General features: G+C 64.7%; 17 protein-coding genes. 10 read left to right on the plus strand and 7 right to left on the minus strand.

Translation table 11 applies throughout. From position 1 onward, the window contains the following. Nucleotides 1–29 precede the first annotated feature (29 nt). Both HGI47_RS19110 and HGI47_RS19115 read left to right on the plus strand, forming a co-directional pair. Nucleotides 30–836 (plus strand): enoyl-CoA hydratase-related protein, encoded by an 807-nt coding sequence (locus HGI47_RS19110; protein ID WP_168854378.1) that lies wholly within the window; start codon nt 30–32, stop codon nt 834–836. A gap of 5 nt (nt 837–841) precedes the next feature. Next, a complete protein-coding gene (locus HGI47_RS19115) occupies nt 842–1159 on the plus strand; it encodes a 2Fe-2S iron-sulfur cluster-binding protein (RefSeq protein ID WP_168854379.1) in 318 nt (105 codons plus the stop codon). Nucleotides 1160–1342: 183 nt separating this feature from the next. Here HGI47_RS19115 and HGI47_RS19120 read toward each other — a convergent pair whose 3' ends face one another. The 3 genes from HGI47_RS19120 to HGI47_RS19130 are packed head-to-tail and all read right to left on the minus strand — an operon-like array spanning nt 1343 to nt 5302. Beyond that, complete coding sequence (locus tag HGI47_RS19120) at nt 1343–2152, minus strand: IclR family transcriptional regulator C-terminal domain-containing protein (RefSeq protein WP_206066302.1); 810 nt, start codon at nt 2150–2152, stop codon at nt 1343–1345. Between the two features lie 46 nt (nt 2153–2198). Beyond that, on the minus strand, nt 2199–3809 hold the full coding sequence (locus HGI47_RS19125; RefSeq protein ID WP_168854380.1) for a GMC family oxidoreductase: 1611 nt from the start codon (nt 3807–3809) through the stop codon (nt 2199–2201). After that, nucleotides 3809–5302 carry an aldehyde dehydrogenase family protein gene (locus tag HGI47_RS19130; protein WP_168854381.1) on the minus strand — a complete coding sequence of 498 codons (1494 nt, stop codon included), beginning with the start codon at nt 5300–5302 and terminating at the stop codon, nt 3809–3811. Before HGI47_RS19130 ends, HGI47_RS19125 begins: the two co-directional genes overlap by 1 nt. 119 nt (nt 5303–5421) lie before the next feature. Between HGI47_RS19130 and HGI47_RS19135 the strand changes: the two genes are divergently transcribed. Continuing rightward, on the plus strand, nt 5422–5973 hold the full coding sequence (locus tag HGI47_RS19135) for a metallophosphoesterase (RefSeq protein ID WP_168854382.1): 552 nt from the start codon (nt 5422–5424) through the stop codon (nt 5971–5973). Here the strand turns inward: HGI47_RS19135 and HGI47_RS19140 are convergent. Genes HGI47_RS19140 through HGI47_RS19150 form a run of 3 tightly spaced genes read right to left on the minus strand, consistent with a single transcriptional unit; the run spans nt 5970 to nt 9157 of the window. Next, nucleotides 5970–7487 carry a class I adenylate-forming enzyme family protein gene (locus HGI47_RS19140; protein ID WP_168854383.1) on the minus strand — a complete coding sequence of 506 codons (1518 nt, stop codon included), beginning with the start codon at nt 7485–7487 and terminating at the stop codon, nt 5970–5972. The genes HGI47_RS19135 and HGI47_RS19140 overlap by 4 nt on opposite strands. 19 nt (nt 7488–7506) lie before the next feature. Beyond that, nucleotides 7507–8664, minus strand: a complete 1158-nt coding sequence (locus tag HGI47_RS19145) for a transporter (RefSeq protein WP_168854410.1) — start codon at nt 8662–8664, stop codon at nt 7507–7509. A gap of 58 nt (nt 8665–8722) precedes the next feature. Continuing rightward, nucleotides 8723–9157, minus strand: coding sequence for a Zn-ribbon domain-containing OB-fold protein (locus tag HGI47_RS19150; RefSeq protein ID WP_168854384.1), 435 nt, complete (start codon nt 9155–9157; stop codon nt 8723–8725). Between the two features lie 216 nt (nt 9158–9373). Between HGI47_RS19150 and HGI47_RS19155 the strand changes: the two genes are divergently transcribed. The 7 genes from HGI47_RS19155 to HGI47_RS19185 all read left to right on the plus strand — a co-directional run bounded on the left by HGI47_RS19155 (nt 9374) and on the right by HGI47_RS19185 (nt 16590). Further along, complete coding sequence (locus HGI47_RS19155; protein WP_168854385.1) at nt 9374–9832, plus strand: PaaI family thioesterase; 459 nt, start codon at nt 9374–9376, stop codon at nt 9830–9832. 22 nt (nt 9833–9854) lie between these two features. Next, complete coding sequence (locus tag HGI47_RS19160; protein ID WP_168854386.1) at nt 9855–10628, plus strand: SDR family NAD(P)-dependent oxidoreductase; 774 nt, start codon at nt 9855–9857, stop codon at nt 10626–10628. 45 nt (nt 10629–10673) lie between these two features. Continuing rightward, nucleotides 10674–11900 (plus strand): acetyl-CoA C-acetyltransferase, encoded by a 1227-nt coding sequence (locus tag HGI47_RS19165; protein ID WP_168854387.1) that lies wholly within the window; start codon nt 10674–10676, stop codon nt 11898–11900. A 290-nt stretch (nt 11901–12190) separates the two neighbouring features. Beyond that, the gene (locus HGI47_RS19170) at nt 12191–13405 is read left to right on the plus strand and encodes an acyl-CoA dehydrogenase family protein (protein WP_206066303.1); all 1215 of its coding nucleotides are present in this window, start codon (nt 12191–12193) and stop codon (nt 13403–13405) included. A gap of 21 nt (nt 13406–13426) precedes the next feature. Further along, on the plus strand, nt 13427–14569 hold the full coding sequence (locus HGI47_RS19175) for an acyl-CoA dehydrogenase family protein (RefSeq protein ID WP_168854388.1): 1143 nt from the start codon (nt 13427–13429) through the stop codon (nt 14567–14569). Between the two features lie 3 nt (nt 14570–14572). Beyond that, entirely contained in the window at nt 14573–15529 is a 957-nt protein-coding gene (locus HGI47_RS19180; RefSeq protein WP_168854389.1) for an acyl-CoA dehydrogenase family protein, read from the plus strand. Continuing rightward, nucleotides 15529–16590: an acyl-CoA dehydrogenase family protein gene (locus HGI47_RS19185; protein ID WP_168854390.1), complete on the plus strand. Its 1062-nt coding sequence runs from the start codon at nt 15529–15531 to the stop codon at nt 16588–16590. Before HGI47_RS19180 ends, HGI47_RS19185 begins: the two co-directional genes overlap by 1 nt. A 49-nt stretch (nt 16591–16639) precedes the next feature. On the opposite strand, the gene HGI47_RS19190 is transcribed toward HGI47_RS19185, so the two are convergent. Then, nucleotides 16640–17383: an SDR family NAD(P)-dependent oxidoreductase gene (locus tag HGI47_RS19190; RefSeq protein ID WP_168854391.1), complete on the minus strand. Its 744-nt coding sequence runs from the start codon at nt 17381–17383 to the stop codon at nt 16640–16642. Between the last annotated feature and the right edge of the window lie 67 nt (nt 17384–17450).

Below are 17450 nucleotides of genomic sequence, written 5' to 3' on the forward strand. Positions count from 1 at the left end.
CCGCGCCCGCATTGCAGAAAGGAAGGATCGTGCCAGCGATCGACCCCACCCGCTACGAATGGATCAAGATCGACAAGGGGCATGACGGTATCGTCACTCTGACGCTCAACAATCCTCGCCGCAAGAATGCGGTGTCGCGCCCCATGCACCGCGAACTGGAGCGCATATGGGACGACATCGACGCCGACGACGATATCCGTGTCGTCATCCTCACCGGGGAAGGCGACGCCTTCTGCGCAGGAACCGACTTGTCAGTGCAAGATGCGGAGAACGAGGCCGGCCGCAAGAAGCGTCCGCCCACGCGCGGAGCACGGCGCCTGTTCTGGAACATGCTCGATGCCGAAAAGCCGATCATCGCCAAGGTGCGCGGGCCGGCCTATGGCGTGGGTGTCAACATCGCGTTGGCGTGCGACATGGTGATCGCCGCCGAGGGCGCGCGGTTCTGTGATTCCCACGTACGCATGGGCATCGCGCCGGGCGATGGCGGTGCGGCGCTGTTCCCGCTGCTGCTGGGTTTCCACCGCGCCAAGGAATACCTGATGCTGGGCGAACCGATCGAGGCCAGTAAGGCTATCGAGATCGGCCTCATCAATTATTGTGTGCCCGATGCCGAACTTGACGCCTTTGTTGACGGTTTCGCCCAGCGCCTGACCAAGGGGGCGCCGCTGGCGATTTCTTATGCCAAGATGTCGGTCAACCTGCTGCTCAAGCAGATGACCGCAGGCGCGTTCGAAACCTCGCTCGCTTACGACCAACTCACCCTGTTTACCGACGATCACAAGGAAGGCGCAAAGGCGTTCCTTGAAAAGCGTCCGCCCGCATTCAAGGGAAGCTGACCCTCATGACCAAGTTGATCGTCCGCCGCCGCGATGGCAGCGAAGCCGCAATTGAAGGGCAGGACGGCCTTTCGGTGATGGAACTGATCCGCGACAACGGTATCGACGAATTGCTGGCGCTGTGCGGTGGCTGCTGTTCGTGCGCGACCTGCCACGTCTATGTCGATCCGGCCTTTGCTGCGCAGGTGCCTGCGATGACCGAGGACGAAAACGACCTTCTGGACAGCTCCGATCACCGCACGCCGGCATCGCGCCTTTCCTGCCAGATCAAGCTGACGCCGGAGCTTGACGGCCTAACCGTGACCATCGCGCCTGAGGATTGAGCGCTGTCCTGCGCTTTGGGACCGATCTGGCCGAAGTCACGCCCGGCATCGACCAGCTGTGTCGGCTCCGCCTGGGCGACATTGGCGAGAGCACTGCACTTTCCTTCGCTATCGCCAAATGTCATCGCGGGTGTGTCAGGACTGACACTTCCAGCCCATTACTTCTAAGACAGTGGCGCTTTTTCAGGGAAGGATCTCGGCCAGTTCGCGCTGCATGTCGATCAACGCCTCCAGAATCTCGCCCCGGATGCGCTCGGGCGATCCGCGCGAGACGTGCAGGCCCACCGTCACTGCAGCTACGGCTTCACCGGCAAAGTTGACGATCGGCACCGCGACGGAGCGGGAATTCAGTTCCAGCTCCTGATCGATATAGGCAAAGCCCTGCTCACGCACGGTCTTGAGCTCGGCCATCAGAGCCTTGACGGTGGTCAGCGTGTGGTCGGTAAAGCGGGTGCGTTCGCTTGCCTCGATCAGCTCGCGCGCCTGATCTTCGGGCAGGGCGGCCAGCAGCACCCGGCCCAGCGACGTGCAATAGGCGGGCAGGCGGCTGCCCGGATGCAGCCCTGCGCCAACGATGCGGTGGTGCGATGAACGGGCGATATAGACCACCTCGGTGCCATCCAGCACCGCCGCCGAGCAGGACTCGCGGATACGGTCTGCCAGCCGGTCGAGCGAAGGCCGAACCAGGCGCGGCAGCGACGCTGCCAGATAGGAGTGGCCCAGGCTGAGGATCCGCGGCGTCAGTTCGAAATAGCGGTCGTCGGTCTTGGCATAGCCTTTCTGCACCAGCGTCAGCAGGCAGCGCCGGGCCGAGGCGCGATCCAGTTCGGCCAGCCGCGCCACTTCCGCAATGGTCAGGCGGTTGCGCCCGCGCCCGAACGCCTCGATCACCGACAGGCCCTTGGCAAAGCCGCCCATCCGATCGACGTCGCGCAGCGGCTTCTTGCCCTCATCGCCTGTCGCCGTTGCGATGTCTTCTGCTTCGCGGTCCACAGTTCCTCCCGTTGGCGATTGCGTGCGATAATGCACCAGACGCGCTCTAGCGGGCTTCTGCGCCAGCGTCCATGATCAGGTCAGCCGCGCGCCATGCCACGGCCATGGCCGGCGCGTTGATGTTGCCAGCCAGCATGAACGGGAAGATCGATGTGTCTACCACGCGCAACCCTTCCACGCCGCGTACGCGGCAATGCGGGTCTACCACCGAGCCAGCGTCCTTGCCCATGCGGCAGGTGCCGCTGGAATGATAGTTGGCATAGCCGAAGCGCAGATATGCGGCGTCGATCTGCTCTGCACTGGTGCAGGCAGGGCCGGGACGGGTTTCTGCCTCGATCAGCCCGTCCAGCGGGGGCTGCGCGGCAAACTTGCGAACATAGTCGAACATCATCGGAATCATCGCCTTGTCCCATGCGTCCGACCCATAGTTGGGTGTGATCGCGGGCAGGGCGGACGGATCGCGCGAGGCAATGGCCACGGACCCGCGTGAACGAGGGCGAATGGGATAGATGCAGATGTTGAAGCCGCCGTGGTCCTCGATCTTGAGTGGTACCGCATCGAAGTTGAACGAATAGGGCGAGATCAGCAGTTGCAGGTCCGGCCGGTCCAGCGCCGGATCGGACTTGGCATAGGCTGCCATGTCGTATGCACCGCCCGCCATCGCACCGCGATGCGTCAGGTAATATTTCAGGACGCTGCGCACCAGATGCAGGCCCCGGAACTCCCGGTTCTGTGAAAGCGCGTCGGGAACCCTCCACTGGAAGACCAGCCCGCGATGTTCGAACAGGTTCTGCCCCACGGCGGGCACGTCGGCTATCACAGGGATGCCAAGCGCTTCGAGATGCGGTGCCGCGCCGATGCCGGAGCGCTGAAGGATGGCGGGGCTGCCATGGGTGCCGCTGCTCAGGATCACTTCGCGTCCGGCGGAGAAGGTCACCGCCGCTCCCTCCAGCGTCGCGGCCACGCCCACGGCGCGCGCGCCGTCGAACAGCACACGGTCAACAACGACGCCCGTCCGCACGGTCAGGTTGGGGCGGTGTGCCACCGGGTGCAGAAACGCGGTGGCCGCACTCTGACGCTTTCCCTTCCAGATCGTGCGCGGGGCATAGCCGATACGTTCACGGTCTTCGGGATCGTTGATGTCCTCCATCGGCACCAGCCCGAGCGCGCGGCCGGCCTCGATGGCGGCTTCGGTGATGCGCGACTTCACTTCGGGCAGCGATATGCGCAGCGGCCCGCGTGCGCCACGTGTCGGCGTTCCGCCCAGTTCATGCGCTTCCATCGCGCGATAGGCAGCGCCGATGTGGTGCCACGCCCAGTCGTCGCTGGTCTGCGCGGCCAGTTCGTCGAAGTCCGGGCGGCTGCCGCGCACATAGACCATACCGTTGACCGCGCTCGATCCGCCCAGCGTGCGCCCGCGCGCCCAGATCTCGGCCACGTTGTTGGAGCGCGCCTCGGGCGTGGTTGCATAGAGCCACACGTAGCGCAGGTCCGACATCACTTTCGCCAAACCACGGGGCATCGATATGAACGGGTGCGCATCGCGCCCACCCGCTTCGAGCAACAAGACGCGCATCGCCGGATCTGCGCTCAGGCGATTGGCCAGAACGCAGCCGGCCGACCCTGCACCGACGATGATGTAGTCGAAATCAGCCATCAGTTGTTCCCGCCCGCCAGCGCCGCAGGACGATCCTGCAGCAGCACGGTCTTGCTTTCGAGATAGGGCAGCAGCCCTTCGACACCGCCCTCGCGCCCTACGCCGGACCGCTTGAACCCGCCGAACGCGATGGAGAAGTCGAGCCGTTGTGCGTTGTGCCCCACTGTTCCGGATCGCAGCTCCCGCGCGATTCGATATGCACGGTCGACGTCGTTGGTGAACACGGCATTGTTCAGGCCGTAGCGCGAGGCATTGGCGATGCGCACCGCGTCTTCTTCACTATCTGCCGCGATCACCGAGAGCACCGGGCCGAACACTTCCTCGCAGGCGATGGAAGATGCCGGATCGACATGACCGAAGACTGTGGGTTCGATGAAGAAGCCCCGCTCCAGATGCGACGGTCGCCCGCCGCCCGTCGCCAGGACTGCGCCGCTCGCGCGTGCCTCGGAAATGAATCCTTCCACCAGGCCCCGCTGACGTTCCGTGGCCAGCGGGCCCATGCGCGTGGCGGGATCGAATGGATCGCCCACCTTCACCTTGGCCAGCGCGGCTGCCAGTGCCTCGACAAATGCATCGTGCTTCGCACGCGGTACGATGGCGCGGGTCAGTGCGGCGCAGACCTGTCCGGTCATGTCCGGCGCGCGCTTGGCCAGAGCGGTTGCGGCTGCCTCCACGTCGTAATCGTCGAGAATGATCGCAGCGGATTTACCGCCCAGTTCCATGGTGTAGCGCGCCATGCGTCCGCCCAGGAGCGAGGCGATCCGGCAGCCCGCCACGCTCGATCCGGTGAAGCTGATCTTGTCCACCCGCTCGTCACGCACCATCGCCTCGGATGCGTCGCGGTCGGCGGTGATCACGTTGAGCACACCTGGCGGCAGATCGATACTGTCGGCCGCTTCGGCCAGAAGCAGCGCGTGGCTCGGCGCTTCGGGCGATGCTTTCAGCACCACCGTGCAACCTGCTGCAAGCGCCGGGGCGACCTTCAGCGCGGCCAGCGCGGCCGGGGCATTCCACGGCACGATCGCGCCTACCACGCCGACCGGCTCGCGGACCAGCAGCCCCAGCTTCGCACCCGAGATCGTCGGATGCTCCTCGACGAAGGCGAACCGCTCGGTGATCTGGGCATAGCTGCGATAGGTATAGGAAAAGCCCGGCGCCATTGCCTTGGCCATGGCGTGGACGATGCCCATTTCGTTGGGCCAGACGGTGGAGAAATCATCGGCCCGCGCATCGATGGCGTCGGCCAGTCGTCGCAGCCACTCTGCCCGCTCAACCGGTGAAAGGCGCGGCCATGGCCCGTTGTCGAACGCTTCGCGCGCTGCGGCCACTGCGCGCGCCACGTCGTTTTCGTCGGCTTCGGCTACCTCGACATAGGTTTCTTCGGTGGCGGGGTTGACCACGCGGATCTTGCGCCCGCTGCTGGCAGGCACCCAGGCCCCGCCAATGTAGAGCCGGTCCGGATGGGCAAGGGGGGAAACGTTGGGGCCGGTCATGGCGCGATCAATCCTCTCGGCAGGTACGCGGGAATCATAATGAGCGATTATCGCCCGTATGGTACGATAACGGACTTTTGGCTTGTCCTTCCGCCACCCGTCAAGCTATTGCGTGCGGAATGAAGCTGGGCATCGTATCCGATATCCATGGCCAGCCGCGCGTGCTGGAACGGGCGCTTGCGGCAATGGCCCCGTTCGACCGGCTGGTCTGCCTCGGTGACGCCGTCAGCCAGACCCGATTCTGCGCCGAAACCGTTGGGCTGCTGCACGCGCATGATCCGCTGGCCATCCTTGGCAATCATGAGCAACTCCTGTTCTCCGGTCCGGCGGCGCCATCGGGTGACCTCGCTGACTGGCTTGCCACCCGTCCGTCCACTATCGAGACGACCCTTGCGGGGCGGTGCCTGCATATCGTCCATTCCACGCCGTGGGATTCCGGCCACGCCTACATTCCCGGCCACCACCGCGACTTCCATCGCTTCGCCGTCCCCGGTGCGGACCTCGTGTTGTATGGTCATACGCACCAGCCACTGGTGCGCTGGCTGGGCGATGTGCTGGTGGTCAATCCCGGCTCGGTGGGGGAAGGGCGGCCCACGGCGGACGGCTTCGTCCGCAGTTGTGCGGTGGTCGACCTCGCGACGATGGCCGCCGAGATCCTCGACCTGGACTAGCGTATCCGCTCCATCGTTGCCGTGGCATCCTTGAACCGAGCGCGGAGCGCGTTCTTGTCGATCTTGCCCGAAGGCAGGCGCGGCAGCGCCTCGGCTTCCAGCACCACATACCGTGGCACCTTGTACGAAGCCAGTTCGCGCCGACAGTGCGCCACCACCTCGCGCGGCTCGATCCGCGCGATATCGCCATGCACCACCGCCAGCGGCGTCTCGCCGAACTCGGCATCCGCCGCTGCCAGCACCACGACTTCGACCACACCATCGATTTCGGCGATCGTGTTCTCTACCTCCATTGCTGAAACGTTCAGGCCACCCGATTTGATGATGTCCTTGATCCGGTCGATGAAGGTCAGGTTCCCGCGCGTGTCGAGCATGCCGCGGTCGCCGGTGTGCAGCCAGCCCTCGCGGAACGTCGCCGCAGTCTGCTCTGCATCTTTCCAGTATCCGGCCGCCATCGCTGCGCTGCGGATCAGGATTTCGCCAGGCTCGCCCGCATCGGCGATTGTCCCGTCTGGTCGGATCACGGCATATTCGGAGAACAGGCCGCCGGGTCCGCACTTGGTCGCATCGGTCAACGCGGTTTCGTCGCGCGCCGCCCAGGCGCCGCCCGCCTCGGTGCAGCCGTAGGCCTGCCGCAGCACCACACCCTTGGCCTTGAACTTCGCAGTGAGAGCAGGGCCGACCCGTGCTCCGCCGATCTGTGCAAACGCAAGCGCGGAAAGGTCGGCGGCTTCGAATTCGGGCAGGGCAGCCAGCCGCTCGAAGAAAATGGTCGAGGCAAGGAACGCGGTGATCCGGTTGCGGCTCAACAGTTCCAGCGCGCGCTCGGGCGTGAACCGGTTTTCGGCAAAGATGGTCGCACCGACGGACAGGAACTGGAACAGCAGCAAGGTGCCCGATGACGACGAATACGGCCCCGCCGCCAGAACGCTGCCGCCGTTGCCTGTCGCAGGTTCCATGATGGCGAACTCGGCGGCATAGGCCATCGTCGTGCCCTGGGTGTAGACAACGCCCTTGGGCTGCCCGGTCGACCCGCTGGTGCCGATGATGAACAACGCGTCCTCGGGTGCAGGGACGTGAGCGGCAGAAGGATCGGGCCCGTCGCGCAAGCCGCGCACCGATTCGATCGCACGCAGCACCGCGTTGGCGCCCTTGCCCAGCGCCGCCCGGCACAATTCCATGTGCCCGCAATCCGCCACAAGAAGGCGCGGTTCGAGCAGAGCAAGCGCACGCTGCACTTCGCGCTCGCTCGACCGGAACGTCACCGGTGCGGCGATCGCGCCCGCCAGCATCGTGCCGACCAGCAGGACCGCATACTCCAGCGAATTTTCCGCAACCATCATCACGCGGTCGCCCGGTGCGACGCCCTCGGTGCGCAGCCAGTCTGCCACCTTCCGGCCCCAGTCATAAAGCCCGGCATAGGTAACCGGTTCGCCTTCATAGTTCAGCGCCACGCGGTCCGGCTTTTCCCACGCCCACCACTTCAGCGCGCGACTGACCGTAAATCCCATCATCGTCTGCGTCCCGTCCCGCTCAAAGCGTATCCGCGCTGCCCAGCAGGGCGGTGCTGCTCATCAGGTCGCCCGGCCCTCCGGTGAACAGCGAAAGCCTCGCTCCGGGCACCTGATTCACTGACGTGCCTCGAATCTGCCGCACCGCTTCGGGTATCAGGCCCATGCCGTGGATGAACCCTTCGGCCAGATCGCCGCCCGATGTGTTGATCGGCAGCTTGCCCGAAGGCGCGATCAGATTCTCGAAGGTGCAGAAATCGCCTGCCTCCTCGAAATCGAAGAACCCGTGATCCACCATCGATCCGATGCCCATCGCGTTCATGTTCATGTAGATCTGCGCCACGTCCACGTCCTTCGGGCCATAGCCGGATTCGCGCCACATGCGCTCGGCCAGTTCGCGTTGCCCGGCCGTGGCGTAATAGGGGCGCCAGTTCTCCTCCAGCGCGCCGCCGCCTTCCATCGTGCCCATTGGCGCGGACAGAACATAGGCGGGCGTCTGCTTCATGTCTTTTGCGCGCTCGGCCGAAACAACCAGCACGCAGGCTGCGCCGTCATTCTCGCGCGAGCAGTCGTACAGGCGATAGGGCTCCGAAATCATCCGCGCTGCGGCATAGATTTCCGCCGTCATCTCGGTGTTGCGGCCATAGGCTCGCGGGTTGGCGCGCGCATGGTAGTATGATGCCGCCACCGTGGCATAGAGCGCGGATTGCGGAACGCCGTGGTGCTCCATCAACCGCTGCGATCGCAAGGCGAGGATCTGTGCTGGCGAATCCAGCCCGTTCACCAGATACTGCGACGATGTGTCGTTCTGCGCCACTGCCACGCGGAGCCGCTGGTTGCTGCTCTCGGCCATGGACCGGTAGACTGCCACGATCTCTGCCTGCCCGGACAGGATCGCGCCCGCCGCAATGTTCAGCGTGCCCGCCAAGGCGCCGCCGTGAATCCACACCAGAGAGGCAAACCGGCATTGCCGCGTACCAAGGGCCGGCATGAGCTTGGCCGGGTCGCTGCGCTCGGACGCATAGGAGATGAAGCCGTCGATATCGCGCACGTCGATGCCGGCGTCGTCTGCGGCCTGCGTGATCGCCTGCAGCGCCAGCTTCAGCTCCGGTTCGGACGATGTGCCGCGCTTGTAATAGGGCGTCTGCCCGATGCCTACGATGGCCGTTGCGCCCCGCATCCTGCTCACACCAGTTCTCCGTAATATCCGTAATCCGCGCGTCGCCCGGCAAGGGGCCTCAACCCTCGATTTCCCATCGCAGGGCCGGGTAGAACTTCGTCTTCGCGCTGGGCGAATCAATGCTGCCGCGCACCCGCGCGCCGATGGCAAGGCCGGTTTCATCGCCTTTCAGCACACCCATCAGGCGCACGTTGCCCGCCTCGGGCAGCTCTACCACCAAGGTCACGTATGGCACGTCGTCCTTGCGCTCCAGCACGCGGTCGAAGGCATAGCGGGTGCGGGTATAGCTGAACACGTAGCCTTCCGGCTTCACCGGAACCCAATCGAACTGCCACGATCCGCACTGGCCGCAGCGATGGTGCGCGGGCCAGGTCCAGCCGTGGCACCCGGCGCAACGGGGAAGGGCCAGCACGCCGTCTTCCAGGCTGCGCCAGAACGGATCGTCCGCTTCTATCGCGCCGACAATCTTGTGCTGCTCGAAGCTGTAGCTCATCCGCCTTCCTCTACCCGGCTCACACAGCGCCATTGTGTGCGACTATGTAACATGCGTTCGATTTATGCGAATCTTGCTGCATTGGCAATCCCTGTCCGGTCGTAGCGGTCATAGCTGTATCGCACTTCTCCGAAATGCTTGACAGCTTGCCCTTGACTGGTGAATGGTCGTATATCGACGTTATCGTCGAATATCGCACGTAAGTGGGGATGGGTCTTGCAGTCTGGCATCGGTGACCTTGCATCCGGCCTTGCACCTGCCGACCGCAGGTGGGAGCGGATGGACGGCTGTGGTGAATTTGCCGACCTCGCTGGCCCGTTCTTCTGGACCACGGACCGGGTCGGTGAAGGCGAGGTTGCTCGCTTCGGGTTCCGCGCTTCGCAAAAGCACTGCAACATGCGGCCGATGTGCCATGGCGGGATGCTCGCCACGTTTGCCGATATAGCGCTGGCGCGCGGTCTGCGCATGGCGGGTGACGTGCCAGCGCCGATCCCCACGATCACGCTCTCGCTCGATTTCCTTGCGCCAGCGCCTCTTGGTGCGTGGGTCGAGGCGCGTGTCACGCTCAGCCGCCTCGCCCGCTCTACCGGCTTCATCTCGGCCATGATCGATGCCGACGGTGATCCCGTCCTGCGCGCGAGCGGCGTGTTCCGCCATTTTCGCAACGCCAAGTGATCCGTCCTTAAGGGAGCAGACGATGAAACTCGATGGAGCAATCGCGGTCGTCACAGGCGGCGCCAGTGGACTGGGTGAAGCCACGGTCCGCGCACTCGCCGCCGAAGGGGCGCGAGTTGCCATCTTCGACCTCAACCGCGAGATGGGCGAAGCGCTCGCCGCCGAACTGGATGGTATCTTCTGCGAGGTCGATATCACGCAGGATGTCTCGGTAGCCGAAGGCTTTGCCAAGGCCCGCGCGATGCAGGGGCAGGAACGCATCCTCGTCAACTGCGCCGGACGCGGCAACACATTCAAGATCGCACAACGTGCGCGCGATACGGGGCAGATCACGCATTTTCCCATCGACCAGTTCGAACGGATCGTCCTGCTGAACCTTGTCGGCACGTTCCGCTGCATGGCGCTTTCTGCGGCGGGCATGCTCACGCTCGATCCGCTGGGTGATGACAGGGAGCGGGGCTGCATCATCAATACTGCCTCGGTTGCCGCCATTGATGGGCAGGCAGGGCAGGCGGCTTATGCCTCGTCCAAGGCAGGCATCGTTGGCCTGACCTTGCCTGTGGCGCGCGACCTGCGGCGCGAAGGCATTCGCGTCAATGCCATCCTGCCCGGCATCATGGACACGCCGCTGTTTGCCACCGCCCGGCCCGAGTTGCGGCAGCAACTGGGCGACAGCGTGCCGTTCCCTCGGCGCATGGGCCAGCCGCGGGAGTTCGCGAGTCTTGCGCTGGAGATGTGCCGCAATGCCTACATGAACGGCGAACACGTCCGGCTCGACGGCGCCATACGGATGTAATTTCGGGTCAGTTCCCGATGCTGCCCCCTTCACGAAAGCAGACACATGACCGAAGCATGGATCATCGATGCGGTGCGCACTCCGCGCGGACAGGGCAAGGCCGACGGCGCGCTAGCCGGGCTTCATCCCCAGCACCTGTTCGCGCAGGTGCTTGAAGCACTGGTAGAACGCACCGGAATCGACGCGGGCGATGTCGACGATATCGTCGCCGGGGTGAACACACAGCAAGGCAAGCAGGGACTGAACCTGGCGCGGATGGCAGCGCTCCATGCCGGCTTTCCAGCCTCCGTTCCCGGCTTCTCTCTCGACCGCTTCTGCGGGTCGGGCCTGACCGCCGTGGGCCTTGCCGCAATGGGCATCATCGCAGGTGCCCAGGATCTGGTCATTGCCGGCGGGGTGGAGATGATGTCCTACACCCGTACGCTGCAGCGTGAACTCATGCTGGATTCGAACAACCTTGATTTGCGGGCCCGCATTCCGCAACCGCACCAGGGCTTGTGCGCGGACATCATCGCCACGCTTGACGGCTTCTCGCGGCAGGACATGGATGCCGTGGCCCTCGCCAGCCAGCAACGCGCCGACCGCGCTATCCGCGAAGGGCGGTTTGCCCGCTCGACGGTGCCGGTCAAGGACGCGCAAGGCCACGTCCTGCTGGATCGCGAGGAGTTTCCACGGCCGCAGACCAGCGCCGAGACTCTGGCCGGACTGCGACCCGCCTTTCCGGGTATGATGGATCGCCCGATCGATGATGAGGGCACGACGTTCGCCACATTGGTCCGGCGGGCCTACCCGGATCTGGCAATTGATCACGTGCACACCGCGGCCACCAGTTCGGGGGTCGTCGATGGGGCAGGGGCGATTATGCTCGCCTCGTCAGACTTTGCGCTCGCGCACGGACTTAAGCCGCGAGCCCGGATCCGCGCCATCGCGACTGTGGGGGACGATCCGACGCTGATGCTTAACGGCCCTGTCCCCGCTGCACGCAAGGTGCTGGACAAGGCAGGGATGGCGTTGGCCGATGTCGATCTGTTCGAGGTCAACGAAGCCTTCGCCATCGTGCCTGCCAAGTTCGCGCGCGACCTGAATATCGATCCGGAAACCGTGAACGTCAACGGCGGCGCGCTGGCGCTCGGGCACCCGATCGGTGCGACCGGGGCAATGCTCGCAGGCACGTTGCTGGACGAGCTGGAACGGCAGGACAAGGCTGTCGGGCTGGTGACGATGTGCGCGGCCGGAGGCCTCGCGCCGGCGCTGGTGATTGAGCGGTTCTGACCTCTTCCCGGGCAGGCTTGACCGATCCTGGTCTGGCTCAACCCCATGCAGGTCAGTCCGGGCCGACTCGATATCAATAAGATGGTTTGGACAGATATCGCGCAAAACATCGATCATCGCACATAATGGAGGGCTGGGTCGGATTTGCGGGTTGACTTGATGTCGCAAACTGCCCATCGGTTATATATGGAACAAGAGAGCGTTTATCGCACAAAGTTCGTTATATTGCCTTCGTCCGGGACTATCCGTGTCCTGGCGGAAAGCGAGGGCGGACGTCTGCGGAGATGGGCATGAGCAACGTGCTGGCTGAACTGAGCGCGCTGGAGCCATTCCGCGCTCAAGTGCGAGAATGGCTGGCGGATAACCTGCCTGCAGACTGGCGCGAAAGAATGACCGGTGCGGACGAGGCGGACCACGTCGTCTTCCAGAAGGCCTGGTTCCGCAAACTGATGGAGCCCGGCTACGCCGCGCCGCACTGGCCGGTCGAATGGGGCGGCAGCGGGATGAGCTTTGCCCAGCAGATCGTGCTGTACGAGGAAATCGCCCGCGCGGGTGCCCCGCGCCTGATCCTGTACTTCATTGCGCTGCATCACGTTCCCGGCACGCTGCTGCACTGGGGAACGGAGGAGCAGCGGCAGCGCCATCTGCCGGCAATCCTGGCTGGCGACGAGATCTGGTGTCAGGGCTTTTCGGAACCCAACGCCGGCTCCGACCTAGCCAGCCTGCGCACCCGTGCGGAACGGCGCGGCGACCATTTCGTGGTCAACGGTCAGAAGACGTGGTCGTCGAACGCCCACCTTGCCCGCTATTGCCTGCTGCTTGCGCGTACCGATCCGACGGCGGCGAAGGCCCGCGGCATTTCCTATTTCATCCTGGACCTGCAGACCCCGGGCGTAACGCTGCGCCCGATCAAGCAGATGACCGGGGCGTCGCATTTCAACGAGATATTCCTTGATGACGTGGTGATCCCGGCGGAGAATCTGATCGGCCCCGAACACGGCGGCTGGGCGGTGGCGCAATCGACGCTTTCATCGGAGCGCGGCTTGTCGGTGCTGGAACTGGCCGAGCGCATGCGCGAGGGGTTCAAGCTGTTGATCGCTGCAGCGAAAGTGCCGACGCGAGCCGGGCGCCTGCCGCTGGAGGACGACGAGATCCGTCGCCGCATGGTGGACGTGCGCACCCGCATAGAGGCGCTACGACTGCTGGTGAACAATCAGCTTTCCGCAGTGCTGAAGGGCGAGGCTGCGGGCGTCGAGCCTTCGATGATCAAGCTGTATTACAGCGACCTGCTGCGCGACTTTACCGAACTGGGCGTTTCGATCGGCGGCATAGAGGCGCAGTTCCTGCAGGGCGTGCTGATGGGTGGTGCCAACGAGACCGGATACTGGATGCAGGACTACCTCTATTCGTGGGCGTGGACGATCTCGGGCGGAAGCTCGGAAATCCAGAGAAACATCATTGCCGAGCGTGGGCTGAAGCTGCCGCGCGAGCCGCAAGCGGCTTGACCAGACGGGTGGACTGAAACCATGGAATTTGGCTGGACCGACGATCAGATCGAATATCGCCGCAAGGTGAAGCAGGCGCTGGACGAACTGCTGCCCCCCGATTGGGACGAGCGGTACGTGCCCGAAAGCTATGCATCGGATCTGCAGGTGGAATACTCGCGGGAGTTCTGTGCGGCACTGGCGGAGCGCGGACTTCTGCTGCCGCACTGGCCCGCCCGCTTTGGCGGCAGCGATTGTCCGGACTGGTATCACTTCATTCTGGGCGAAGAGATGAAGGCCGCTGGCGAGCCGCGCGGTTCGCAATACATGAACGTCAACTGGATCGGGCCGACGTTGCTGAAGTACGGCACGTCCGAACAGCAGGCACGGCATGTGGGCGGCATTTCTGCCGGAAACGTCATCTGGTGCCAGGGCTTTTCTGAGCCGAACGCGGGGACGGACCTCGCCGCGCTGCGCACGCGGGCGGAACTGGCCGGCGATCACTATGTCGTCAACGGATCGAAGATCTGGACCAGCTATGCCCGCAAGGCGGACTGGTGCTTCCTGCTGGTGCGCACGGGTCCTGCGCGCAAGGACGTGAGTATCCTGCTGGTGCCCATGGACAGCCCCGGCATTTCGGTGACCAGCTTTCCCGGCCTGATCAAGGACGGGCATCTGAACGAAGTGTTCTTCACCGACGTGCGCGTGCCTGTGGCAAACCGGCTGGGCGAGGAAGGGCAGGCGTGGTCGATCGTAACGCATGCGCTGGCCTATGAACGGGTGGGCGTGCCGCGGTATCACACCGGGCTGGATGCGCTGGACCTCGCGGTCGAGCGATTGAAGGCCGACGGGCGCTGGGAGGCGGACCCGATCATGCGATACCGCGCGGGGCTGCTTGTGGCGAAGTTCGAGGCGGCGCGCATGATGACCTATCTGGTGGTGGACCAGAGGGTGAAGCGCGAGCCACCGAGCACCGACGCCAATCTTTCGCGCGTGGTGTCACTCGAAGCTGTGACCGAGATGTCAAACTTCCTGGCCGATTACCTGCCCGATTGCCTGACCGGCGGCGATGCGCTGCTGGAGGACTATTACCGCATCAACATTCCCGCCGGCATCACCGGGGGCACCAACGAGATCCAGATGGACCTCGTCGCCCAGCGCGGGCTTGGCTTGCCGAAGGCCTAACCGATGGATTTCCAGCTTACAGACGACCAGCAGGCCCTTGTCGACGCCGTTCAGGCGATCCTGGCCGACAATGCCGATCTGCCACAGAGCGAGCGACTAACCTATTGCTGCCACGATCCTGCGCTGCAGGCGCTGCTGGAAGACAACGGCTTTCTGGGGGCTGCGCGCAGCATCGGCCCGATCGAAGCGGCGCTGGTGGTGCATGAAACCGCCAAGAGCCTGTTCTCGATCGAGGCGATGGTATGTGGGCTCGTGGCGCCAATGACGCTGCCCGACGTGGAACTGGCCGGGCCGGTAGCGCTGGTGACGGAGCGCGACCTCAGCAAGGCGATCCGCAACCTTACCGTGGCACGTACCCTGCTGGTGGATTGCGGCGACGATGTGGTGATGCTGCCGGTGGATCAGGCAGAGGTCGTGTCAGTCCCGACGATCTATGGCTATCCCTTTGGCAGGTTGATCGCGCTGCCAGACTTGGCGGGCGGGCAGCGGTTTGTCGGGAAGGGCGCGGCCTTGCGCCAGTGGTGGCGCGTAGGCATCGCGGCCGAGATTGCCGGCGCTGCGCGGGCGGCGATCGATTTCACCATCGACTATGTGAAGCAGCGCCAGGTGTTTGGCCGGCCTGTCGGTTCGTTCCAGTCTGTCCAGCATCGCCTGGTGCAACGTCACGGCACCGTGCGGGCCGGGTACTATCTGGCGATGCGCGCTGCGTGGAGTGGCAGCGTGCTGGATGCGGACATTGCCGGTGCCCACGCGGTGCAAGGAATTCAGGCCCTGCTGTTCGACCTGCACCAGTTCAACGGCGGGATGGGCGTGACGCTGGAGTATTCGCTGCACTTCTGGACCTATCGCATCCGTGCCTTGCAGGCCGAGGCGGGCGGCATCACCGGAATGGCGCTGGATATTGCCGACAAGCGGTGGCCCGAACCATCGGTGCCCGCGCTTGCTTCGGAGGGATGCTGATGAGCGATACGATCAACCCTGAGGAACTGCGCGAGGCGGTGCGGAGCGTCCTGTCGGATCGGTCCGGCGGCGCGATAACGGTCCCCGGGGACGACGGGAATGGGTTCGACGCCGCGCTTTGGGCCGAAATGGCAGGCCTCGGCTGGCTGGGTCTGACGGTGCCGGAAGCGCATGGCGGGCTGGGGCTGGGCTTGGCGCACGCGTGCGTGTTGCATGAGGAACTGGGCCGCGAGCTGGCCTCGGTGCCAATGCTGTCCACGCTGCTGGCGGTAGACGCGCTGGCTCTGCATGGCGATGCGGACGTGCAGGGGCGATGGCTGCCGCTGATCGCGGCAGGCGAATGCCTGGCCGCGCTGGCTTTGCCCGACGGGGGGGGACTTCCGGTGATGGGTGCGGCGCTGGACGGCGTGGTGGAGGACGTTGCCTTTGCCGACGTAGCCGGAATCCTGCTGTTGCCCGCACGTAACGCCGATGGCGTGCAGGTTCTGGCGATGGTGGAAGCCGGCGCGTCTGGTCTTTCCATAGAGACGCGCGCGCTGGTTGACCTGACGCGCAGCGCGGGGCGAGTGGTCCTGAACGGCGTGGTGCCGACGGCGGTTCTCGTGCCGGGCGAGCAGGGCTGGGAGCGTCTCGCCGATCATGCCGCCGCAGCACTTGCGTGCGATGCGGCAGGCGGGGCGGATGCCCTGCTGGAACGGACGGTTGAATACCTGAAGGTGCGCGAACAATTCGGCCGGCCGATCGGTTCATTCCAGGCGCTGAAGCATCGCGCCGCCGACTGGAAGGTTCGGATAGAGGCGGTGAAGGTGCTGGCGCGCCATGCGGGCGCTGCATTGGATGAGGCAGCATGGGATGCAAGCGCGCTCGCGTCGGGGGCCAAGGCCTATGCCTGTGACGTATATGCCGCGTTCTCGGGCGATGCGGTGCAATTGCACGGAGGCATCGGCTTCACGTGGGAGCACCCCTGCCACCTGTTTCTGAAGCGGGCGAAGCTGAGCCAGCAGATGTTCGGCGGTCCGGCCGCGCACAAGGATCGCGTGGCGCAGCTAGTGGTGGGCTGACGCCGCAAGGCGACGCGGCTGCCGGGGGGGCGGAGGCCGCGTCGCTGTTTCAGGCAACGACCATTCCACCGTCGACGGGCATGGAAACGCCGGTGACGAAGCTTGCCTCGTCCGAGACCAGCCAGATCGCGGCGCGCGCGACCTCGACCGGTTCGGCCATACGCTCCATTGGCCGGATGCGGACCTTGGCAAGCGCCGGATTGGCGTTTGAGGAGTTCATCGCGAGAGGGGTGATGGTGGGCCCGGGCAGCAGTGCGTTAACGCGTATGCCCTGTGCCGCGCAGTCCATCGCCGCGCTGCGGACCATGCCATTGATGCCGGCCTTAGACCCGCAATAGTCCGAGCTCCATGGCAGGCCCTTTATCGCCGCCGCCGATGAGACACAGACAACGCTGCCAGCGCGGTGGTCCCACATCGCCGCAATCTCGTGCTTCAGGCACAGGAACGTGCCGCGCATGTTGACTGCATGGACGCGATCCCACGCGGCAAGGTCGATTTCGTGGATCGGCTTGGAACTGCCCACAATGCCCGCGCTGTTGATGGCGCCGTGCAACTGGCCACAAGCATCGAGCGCAGCGCGGACCAGCGCCCGGACGCTGTCCTCGCTGGTCACGTCCGTTTCCACAAAGCGTACGTCGCCCCCTGCCGCGCGCAAGGTCTCGGCCACGGTGGCGCCTTGCGGATCGCGGTCGGCCAAGGTCACCGCCCAGCCGCGTTCGCAAGCGAGTTCGGCACATGCCTTGCCGATGCCACTGGCGCCACCGGTGACGATGATCGAGCGCTTGGTTGCCATATACAGACTCCTATCCGTTCTTGCCTTCGTGGAGTGGATTGCTAGTATCGCCGATAATAGAACTCAA

The organism is Novosphingobium sp. ERN07 (genome assembly GCF_012641335.1).
Lineage (GTDB): Bacteria > Pseudomonadota > Alphaproteobacteria > Sphingomonadales > Sphingomonadaceae > Novosphingobium.